Here is an 8,233-nt window from a genome sequence, read left to right on the forward strand (position 1 = left end):
ACGCCGCCGACCGCGCCGGGCACGCCGACCCGAACGGAAGTGAACACGTAAGAACGCCTCTCACCTTCCGATAGCGGCTATCCGGGCGGGGGGGGGGGGGGGGCCGGGGGGGCGGGGGGGGGGGGGGGGGGGGGGGGGGGGGGGGCCGGGGGGCCCCCCCCCCCCGCCCCGCCCACGCGGTCAGGCCATCTCGACGTAGCGGTGGACCCGGTCGAAGCGCCGGGCCGCCGCGTCCTGGCGGCGGATCACCCAGTGGGCCGTGCCGGAGTCCAGTTCCGTGACGTCGTCGCCGCACCTCCAGGTGGCCAGGAGGCACCAGTCGTCGGCGCCGTCTCCGGGAGCCGTGCCGCCGTGCTCGGAGGGGCCGGCCTCCTGGGGATCACGGGCGTCGTGGACGGGGTCGTTCTGGGGCGAGACCGGATGGCCGCCGATCTGCAGGTCCCAGGGAGGACGGTGGCCGCCGCCGTGCGCCCAGGCGTCGGCGAGCTCGTCGGCGAGTTCGAACTGCTCGTCCTCGGGGAACTCGCCCCATCGGTCGAGGGCGAAGCTCTCCGGCATCGGCGCGCTCGGCTGGTGCCACACGGTACGGAGTTCCCGCGGCCGGTACGGCGCGCGCGCCGTGTTCGCCGTGTTCGACGGGGCTCGGGGCTGTCGGGGTACCGGCGGGGACGTACAGCACCGCGTCGGGCACCTGCCGCCCGACACCGTGCACGTCGACGCCGGAGAAGAGGAGCAGGTGGCCGTCGGCGGGCAGCGGGAGGCCGGTCGCGCCCGGCGGGAGGGCGGCGAGGTCGACGGAGGCCACGAAGGGCTCGGACGGCCTCGGCACGCCGTGCGGCAGCAGCGGTTCGCCGCCGATCCGGGCCACGACGGGACCGTCACCGCCCTCCGCCAGGTACACCGCCGGACGGGCGCTGCGGATCCATTCCTCCACCTCCTCCGACGGCAGGCCGTGGGATGCCGCCTCGGCCCGGAAGCGGTTCGCTCTGTCCATGCTCGCGTCGGTCACCGGGCGGTCCTGACGGGCTTGAGGAGGGGCAGTGGCACGGGTCGAACTCCCTTGCAGACACGGAGGTTTGGCTTCGACAGCCCCGATGGCCGCGAGGCGTGGGGCATGGGGCGGGCGGGGCCGCCCGTCGATCATGCGGTGGGGCACCCGTCCGACGCGATAGAGCTTGCCGTTCTGGCAAGCTCGCCGGACGAGCGGTGGAGCAGTGGAGCGGTACGGCCGGAAGGAGCGGGACAGGTGGCAGTCGACGACGTGGACGGCACGCTGGCCACGATGGGGCCCCGGTTGCGGGCCGCGCGCGAGCACCACGGGCTGACGCTCACCGCGGTCAGCCATGCGACCGGCATCTCGGCCAGCACGCTGTCCCGGATCGAGACCGGTCGGCGCAGACCCACCCTGGAGGTGCTGCTGCAGCTGTCGAAGGAGTACGGCGTCTCCCTGGACGAGCTGGCCGGCACCGAACCCGCTCCGGCGGCCGAGCCGCGCGCCAGGGCGCCGCTGAGCTTCGGCGACGACAAGGCGGTGCTGCCGCTGACCCGGTACGTCGGCGGCCTGCACGCCCACAAGCACGTCCTACCCGCCGTCGAGGGCCCGCCCGCGCGGCCCCGTCAGCTCTCCCACGACGGCCACGAGTGGCTCTGCGTCCTGTACGGGCGGCTGTGGCTCGCGCTCGGCGACCAGGACCTCGTCCTGGTCGCCGGGGACGTCGCGGAGTTCGACACCCGCACCCCGCACGGAGTGGCGAACGCCGGCCCCGGCGGCCCGGTCGAGTACCTGGTCATGTTCGGACCGCAGGGCGAGCGGCTGCGGCAGCGCACCCCACCGGCCCCCGCTCGCTGGGCCGGTGACAGGAAGTCGGCTGCGCGGTGACGGCCCGCAGCGCGGTGCGAGCCGGCGGCCGGCGGCGGCGGGCAACGGCTTCCCGGCCCGCCGCCGTGCGGCGCGCGACGGGCCGGGAGGGGCGGCACCGGGCCGACGTCAGTCCTTGTGCCGGAAGGACGCCTTCTCCACGGCCTCGGTGTCGGCGCGGAAGCGGGACCACGTACCGGGGTCGAGTTCGAGGGCGTCGAGGAGGTACGCGGTGACGGCGTCGGCGACGAGGGCGACCCGGTCGGCGTCCGGGTCGGTGGTCTCGCTCACGGCCTCCCCGGCGATGCCGCCCAGGGTGTGCTCTCCGCCGGGGACCACGAGGAGGCGCTTGGGAGCGGGGCTGAGGTCGAAGGCGTCGAGGAACCAGTCCGGTCCCCGCGTGGACATCCTCGACTGGTCCCTGTCGCCCGCGATGACGAGCGCCGGCGTGGTCATGGTGGAGTAGTCCGGCCTCATGAAGGGCAGCTGCTTGACGGCGAACGGCGTGAGCGAGTCGCCCGTACCGGTCGCCGCGATGAGCACGCCCGCCTTCGCTCCGCCGTGGGAGAAGTCCTCGCCCGCGACGCCCTGGGCGTCGAGCACCCGGGCGCCCAGCAGGGCGCCGACGGTCTGGGCGCCCCAGGAGTGTCCGACGAGGGCGACCCTCGTCCGGTCGGCACGGTCGATCAGGTCGCCCGCCTCGGCCAGGACGGCGTCGAGGTGGTCCAGCACGCCGTGGAGATCGGCGATGCGCACGCGCCAGACGGTGCCGAAGCGCGGATCGTCGAAACCTATCGCGTTGCGGCGCGAGTCCAGGTGGGTCGGCTGCACGACGACGAAGCCGGCGGCGGCCCATCGGTCGACCAGCGGCTGGTAGCCGTCCATCGACCACGCGTTGCCGTGGGAGAACACGATGACCGGCAGGTCGCGGCCCTCGGCCGGTGCCGTCACCTTGACCTGCAGGGGCACCGCCCGCTCACCGACGGGGACGGTGACGGGCTTGATCGCGACGGTCTTCTTCGGGTTCTTCGGGGAGTGGGCAGGAGGGAGCATGTGCGGACTTCCTGTCGGCGAGGCGCGTGCCGCATACTTGGCGGAACGACGTTCCGCTCACCGTAGCGGAACAATGTTCCGCGAACCAGGGGTGAGATGTGTCCGGACCGACCGGCTCCAGAGCGGCGGGCGCCCAGCGCACCCGTCAGTCCTTGCTCGCGGCCGCCGCGCAGGCGTTCGTCGAGCAGGGCGTCCAGGCGCCCATCCGTGACATCGCCGGCCGGGCCGGAGTGGGCCTGGGCACCGTGTACCGCCACTTCCCCTCCAGGGCGGAGCTGGTCGTCGCCGTCTACCGGCACCAGGTGGACGAGTGCGCCCAGCTCGCCACCGACCTCGCGGGGTCGCCGAAGCCGGGCGAGGCCCTGTCGCGGTGGATGGACGCGTTCGTGGAGTTCCTGGTCACGAAGCACGGACTGGGCGCGGCACTCCAGTCCGAGGACCCCAGCCTGCAGAGCCTGCACTCCCTGATGCTCGACACCCTCGTCCCCGCCTGTGCCTCGCTCCTCGACACCGCCAAGGCCCGGGGCGAACTGGACCCGGACGTCACCGCGTACACCCTGATGCGAGCGGTCGGCAACCTGTGCATCCTGGGCCCGGGATACGACCGCGAGCACGCCCGGACCATGGTCGCCCGACTCCTCGCCGGCTGCCGGACGGCCCCGCCCCCGGACGGCCCCGCGGCGGCCTGACGACGCAGACCCCTCACTCCGGACGGCCGGCTGCCGACCGCTCGCGGTGGTGTCGGTGATCTGTACGGCGCGCCCACCGACCAGGACCGCCCCGGGGACGCTCGTGCTGCGCTCCTCGCAACCAACCGTGAGTTGTCAGCCTTCTCGGTACCCGTCACCGCCGCACAGCCGGTGCAGGGCCGCGCGGCTCTCGTCGTCCGCGGCGCGGTAGACCAGAAGCCGCAGCTCCGGGTCCTCCAGCGGGAGCAGTACCTCGAAGTCGACGGCGATCGTCCCCACGGCCGCGTGCCGCAGCAGCTTGCGGCCGCGACCGTTGACCCGGACCTCCCGCTCGGCCCGGAGTCGGGCGAACTCCTCGTCCTGCGCGGTGGATTCGGCGATCATCCCGGCCAGCGCCCGGTCCTCCGCCGCGGGTGCCGCCGGAGCCACAACCTCGCCCTGGGCACCCTCACCGAACGCAGCCTCGGCGTGGCCGGGGTGGTCCGGCAGGTGGCCGGCGAGCTGGGGCACACCCCGGCCCAGGTGGCGCTGGCCTGGACGCTGCGGAAGCCGGGCGTGACGAGCACGCTGCTCGGCGCCCGCACGCCCGCCCAGTTGGAGGACAACCCGGGCGCCCTGACGGTCGAGCTGACCGACGCCCAACTGGCCCGGCTCGACGCGGCGGGCGCGATCGCCCCCGGCCAGCCGCACGAGCTGCCGGCGAGCGAGCCCATCCGCCGGGTGACCACGGGCGACCTGCGGATCGAGACCCGCCGCTGAACCGGCCCCGCCGGCGGCGGGAGCCGGAGTCCGGAGCCGCGGTCGGCTCACCGTCCGGGCGAGCCACGTCCGGATCGCTTCCGCGTCGGTGACGGTTGTCAGCTGCCCCAGCACTGCCAGGCGGCCCCGCGGGCGCGGGGAGGACGGGCGGGCTCAGGGCGTGCCGGCGCACAGCGAGTGCTCGACCAGCACCGTGGCCGCCCGCTCCTGCGCCACGATGTGCTCCAGGGAGTCGCCCCGCGCCTCCGACATCGACACCACCGCGCTGCGCCGCCCGTCTCCGGTCACGCCGTTGAGGGTGATGTAGCCGCCGTCGCCGCCCTCGTGGCTCCAGTACGTCCCCTGCTCGACGCCACCGCAGACCAGCGGGATCCCGACCAGACCGAGCCCGTACCGGGTGCCCTTCGGCCACATCGCGGCGGCCTGCGGGTTCCCGGAGACGTCGACGCCGTCCTTCATCGCGGCCAGCTGCCGGGCTGGCAGCAGCCGGCCCGAGAGCAGCGCCCGGAAGAAGGCGTTCTCGTCGCGGGTTGTCGTCACCCAGGACAGCTCGGTGGCCACCGGGACCTGCACGGTGACGTCCTTCTCGGCACCGGGGCCGTAGAACTCGTAGGCCCGGGCGTGCGGGCGGGGCAGGGTGGCGGAGGTGCCCGTCCAGCGGGTGTCACGCAGGCCGAGGGGGCGCAGGATCCGATTCTGGACCTCCTGGTGGGCGGGGCGGCCGGTGGCCCGCTCGACGACCAGGGCGAGCATGACGTAGCCGCTGTTGGAGTAGCTCCAGCCCGTCACCGGCTTCTGGGTCACGGCGCGGTCCACCAACTGCCGCGAGGTGTAGCGGTCGAAGCGCTGCTCCTCGTACTCCTGCGCGGTGCGGTACCCGGGCAGCCCGGCGTCGGAGATGCCGCCGGTGTGCCGGAGCAGGTCGCGCAGGGTGATCCGGGCCGGGTCGTGGCCCTCACCCCAGGCGAGGTACGGCAGCCACCGGGCCACCGGGTCGTCCAGCGACAGCCGGCCCTCGGCCTCCAACTGCAGGACCACAGTGGCGATCAGTGTCTTGGAGGTGCTGGCCATCCGGAAGAAGCCGTCGGGGTGCACCGGGCGCGCGGTGGTCAGGTCAGCGGTCCCGGCGGTGGCCACCGACTCCCGGTCGTCCGGGCCGACCGTACGGGCCTGGACGCCGCTGATGCCCAGGGCGTGGATCGCCGCCACGTCGCGGTTCAACTGCTCCTCTGCGGAAGGGACATGGGTGGGCCGAGCGGTAGCGGCCGTGGCGGTGGCGGCGTTCGCCACGAGCAGGACGGCGGCACCGGCCGCCACCGCCAGACGCCCGCGGCGCTTCGTGCGGAGGTTCGAGGTCATGCCCGCACGCTAACCAGCGCCGACGCCCGACGGGGCGCTCTCGGGTTCACCTCAGGGAGAATTGGGGGTTCTGGCCGCGCGTTCGTGAAAGGCGGTCTGTGGGCGCCGGCGACGCGACGGGGACAACGTCGGACTGTTCTGCCTGGCGGATCCGGAGAGGCACCAGCTGGCCCGGCGCTGGCGGACCAGGTCCGTGAAGGCCCGCGCCCGCCGGACACCACGACCGTGTCATCCCGTGCTGCACGCTGTGCCGATGCCTTGAGCAGCACCAGCGCCTCGGATCCGGATCCGGACGGGGCTGCTGGATGAGCTGTTCGACTGCTTCGGGCAGCCGAGGTCCTGTCCGGAGCCGGCCGGACGTTCGCGCCCGGCCGAGCGGCACTCAGCCCGGCCCTGGCCGATCTGCCGGAGGAGTCGTCGTGCCGCTCGGCCGGACGACGACCACCGGACAGAACGCGTGCTCGACGCACCTGTGGCTCGTCGACCCGAGCAGTCCGCCGGTGAAACCACCGTGCCCGTGACTGCCGACGACGACCAGGTCTGCCTCACGGGACTGCTCCACCAGCACCTCGGCGGCATTGCCAGGCAGCACGGTCTGCCGCACCGGTACCGGCGGCGTGCCGGCGAGCGCCTCCGCCACCGCTCCGGCGAGGGCCTCGCGCGCGGCCCCCTCATGGCCGGCGTCCTTCGCGTGCAGCATCCAGTCGTACATGGTCGCCGGCTGCCAGCAAGCCACCGCGTCCACAGCTCCACCCGTCAGACGCGCCATGCCGATCGCCCAGCTCAGCGCCCGGACCGAGGATGGCGAGCCGTCGACCCCGACGATGATTCGATGTTCTCGATCGGACTGCCCGTCCATCCGTCTCACCACCTGCCGTGCCCGACGCCGGTGCCGGCCCACCCGGGCCGCTCCACTTCCTCCAGTCTCCCCCGACAGCGGCAGGTAGCGCTTCCTCCAGGACCGGGGCGCGGCTCCCGGGACAGCACGCCGGAGACAGGACCGTGAACGAGTCCGGCCCGCGGCCTTCCGGCACCGGTTCAGCCGTCTTCGGCGTGACGCTCGATGTCTTCGACGCCGCAGGGGCTGCCGGCCCTCACCCAGCGCAGGCACAGGACAGCACCGAGCGACGTGGTGGCGATCAGGGAGAGCGCGCCGCTGGGATCTTGGTGTAGCCAGTACCACCTTCAAGACGGAAGCCCGCATGATCGAGCGGCGGGGCGGGGCCGGGCAGGATCGTGCCCGTGAACACCACCTCGAACCGCAGGCGCCGTACCAGTGCCGTCGCCGTCCTGGGTCTCGCCGCATCAGTGGCCGCGACCGGCACCGGACTCGCCGCCACGACCCTGCCGTCCGCCGTCCACACGACCGTCGACACGGCTGCCACGACGCCCCCGCGATCCTTCCAGGGCACGCTCCCCGCGCCGACCGGCCCCTACGCCGCCGGCGAGGACGTCATCCACCTCACCGACGCGAGCCGTCCCGACCCGTGGGTGCCGTCTTCCGGCCCCCGCCAACTGGCCGTCACGATGGTCTACCCGGCCGTCCCCGGGACCGGGACTCCGGCCCCCTACATGACCCTCGCCGAGGCAGCCGGAATCCTCCGGCGGCAGAACTTGCCGGCGAGCTCCGGCGTCACCCCGCAGACCCTTGCCGGCGTCACCACCCACGCCTTCGACGGCGCGCGGCCGCGGAGCGGCAAGTATCCGCTGGTGGTCCTCTCACCCGCGTACGAGAACCCGCGCATGACGCTCACCTCGCTCGCGACCGACCTGGCCAGTCACGGCTACGTCGTCGCGCTCGTCGGCCACACCTACGAGGACAGCGGCGAGACGCTGGCGGACGGCCGGACGCCGCCGTGCGCGATCTGCGATGGGCCGGCGGGGCTCGACTTCGACTCCGTCGCCGCCAGCCGTGCGCTGGACGTGTCCTTCGTGATCGACCGGTTGACGCACGGCAGTACCTCGTGGCGCCTGGCACACCTCATCGACAAGCACGGGATCGGCATGGCCGGACACTCCCTCGGCGGAGCGGCGGCCGCCGCCACGATGATCGCCGACCCGCGAGTACGAGCCGGAGTGAACATGGACGGCACCTTCCACCCGGACCCGATGCCCGGCCGGATCAACCGGCCGTTCCTCATGCTGGGTACGGCCGCCAACACCGATTGGGAGCACCCTTGGGCCGCCCTCGGCGGCTACAAGAAGTGGCTGACGGTCGCCGGCGCCGACCACTTCAGCTTCTCCGACCTGGACCTGCTTCAGGAGCAGGCCGGGTTCCCGACACCGCCCCTCTCCTCGGAACGCGGGGTGGTGATCACCCGCAAGTACGTGACAGCTTTCTTCGACCGGACGCTGAAGGGGCTCCGCAGTCCGCTGCTGGACGGCCCCTCGCCGAACGATCCGGAAGTGATCTTCCAGCACTAGGACTTGTCCGCCCGATCATGTGACTATCACCGGCCTTGCTCGTTGTTCCGGGCATGGGGCGGGGTGATCTCACGGATGCCGAGTGGGAACG

9 protein-coding genes are annotated in these 8,233 nt (G+C 73.4%); 4 read left to right on the forward strand and 5 right to left on the reverse strand.

Going from position 1 to position 8,233, the window contains the following annotated elements; translation table 11 throughout:
- Positions 1-180 precede the first annotated feature (180 nt).
- Complete coding sequence (locus ACFY0X_RS36730; RefSeq protein ID WP_387760868.1) at positions 181-582, reverse strand: DUF1963 domain-containing protein; 402 nt, start codon at positions 580-582, stop codon at positions 181-183.
- A 664-nt stretch (positions 583-1,246) separates the two neighbouring features.
- Between ACFY0X_RS36730 and ACFY0X_RS36735 the strand changes: the two genes are divergently transcribed.
- Positions 1,247-1,879, forward strand: coding sequence for a helix-turn-helix domain-containing protein (locus ACFY0X_RS36735; protein WP_387760869.1), 633 nt, complete (start codon positions 1,247-1,249; stop codon positions 1,877-1,879).
- A 108-nt stretch (positions 1,880-1,987) separates the two neighbouring features.
- On the opposite strand, the gene ACFY0X_RS36740 is transcribed toward ACFY0X_RS36735, so the two are convergent.
- Positions 1,988-2,911: an alpha/beta hydrolase family protein gene (locus tag ACFY0X_RS36740; protein WP_387760870.1), complete on the reverse strand. Its 924-nt coding sequence runs from the start codon at positions 2,909-2,911 to the stop codon at positions 1,988-1,990.
- A 98-nt stretch (positions 2,912-3,009) separates the two neighbouring features.
- Here ACFY0X_RS36740 and ACFY0X_RS36745 point away from each other — a divergent pair, with 98 nt between their 5' ends.
- On the forward strand, positions 3,010-3,600 hold the full coding sequence (locus ACFY0X_RS36745; RefSeq protein ID WP_387760871.1) for a TetR/AcrR family transcriptional regulator: 591 nt from the start codon (positions 3,010-3,012) through the stop codon (positions 3,598-3,600).
- Positions 3,601-3,735: 135 nt separating this feature from the next.
- Here ACFY0X_RS36745 and ACFY0X_RS36750 read toward each other — a convergent pair whose 3' ends face one another.
- Positions 3,736-4,110 (reverse strand): hypothetical protein, encoded by a 375-nt coding sequence (locus tag ACFY0X_RS36750; RefSeq protein ID WP_387760872.1) that lies wholly within the window; start codon positions 4,108-4,110, stop codon positions 3,736-3,738.
- On the opposite strand from ACFY0X_RS36750, the gene ACFY0X_RS36755 reads away from it, so the two are divergent.
- Positions 4,078-4,359, forward strand: a complete 282-nt coding sequence (locus tag ACFY0X_RS36755) for an aldo/keto reductase (protein ID WP_387760873.1) — start codon at positions 4,078-4,080, stop codon at positions 4,357-4,359. The two genes, ACFY0X_RS36750 and ACFY0X_RS36755, sit on opposite strands and share 33 nt — an antisense overlap.
- 153 nt (positions 4,360-4,512) lie before the next feature.
- On the opposite strand, the gene ACFY0X_RS36760 is transcribed toward ACFY0X_RS36755, so the two are convergent.
- Together ACFY0X_RS36760 and ACFY0X_RS36765 are read right to left on the reverse strand one after the other, a co-directional pair.
- Positions 4,513-5,718: a serine hydrolase domain-containing protein gene (locus tag ACFY0X_RS36760; protein ID WP_387760874.1), complete on the reverse strand. Its 1,206-nt coding sequence runs from the start codon at positions 5,716-5,718 to the stop codon at positions 4,513-4,515.
- A 382-nt stretch (positions 5,719-6,100) separates the two neighbouring features.
- Positions 6,101-6,577, reverse strand: coding sequence for a universal stress protein (locus ACFY0X_RS36765; RefSeq protein WP_387760875.1), 477 nt, complete (start codon positions 6,575-6,577; stop codon positions 6,101-6,103).
- Positions 6,578-6,960: 383 nt separating this feature from the next.
- Here ACFY0X_RS36765 and ACFY0X_RS36770 point away from each other — a divergent pair, with 383 nt between their 5' ends.
- Positions 6,961-8,142 (forward strand): alpha/beta hydrolase family protein, encoded by a 1,182-nt coding sequence (locus ACFY0X_RS36770; protein ID WP_387760876.1) that lies wholly within the window; start codon positions 6,961-6,963, stop codon positions 8,140-8,142.
- Positions 8,143-8,233 lie beyond the last annotated feature (91 nt).

The sequence above is a fragment of the Kitasatospora sp. NPDC001547 genome (assembly GCF_042894165.1).
GTDB lineage: Bacteria > Actinomycetota > Actinomycetes > Streptomycetales > Streptomycetaceae > Kitasatospora.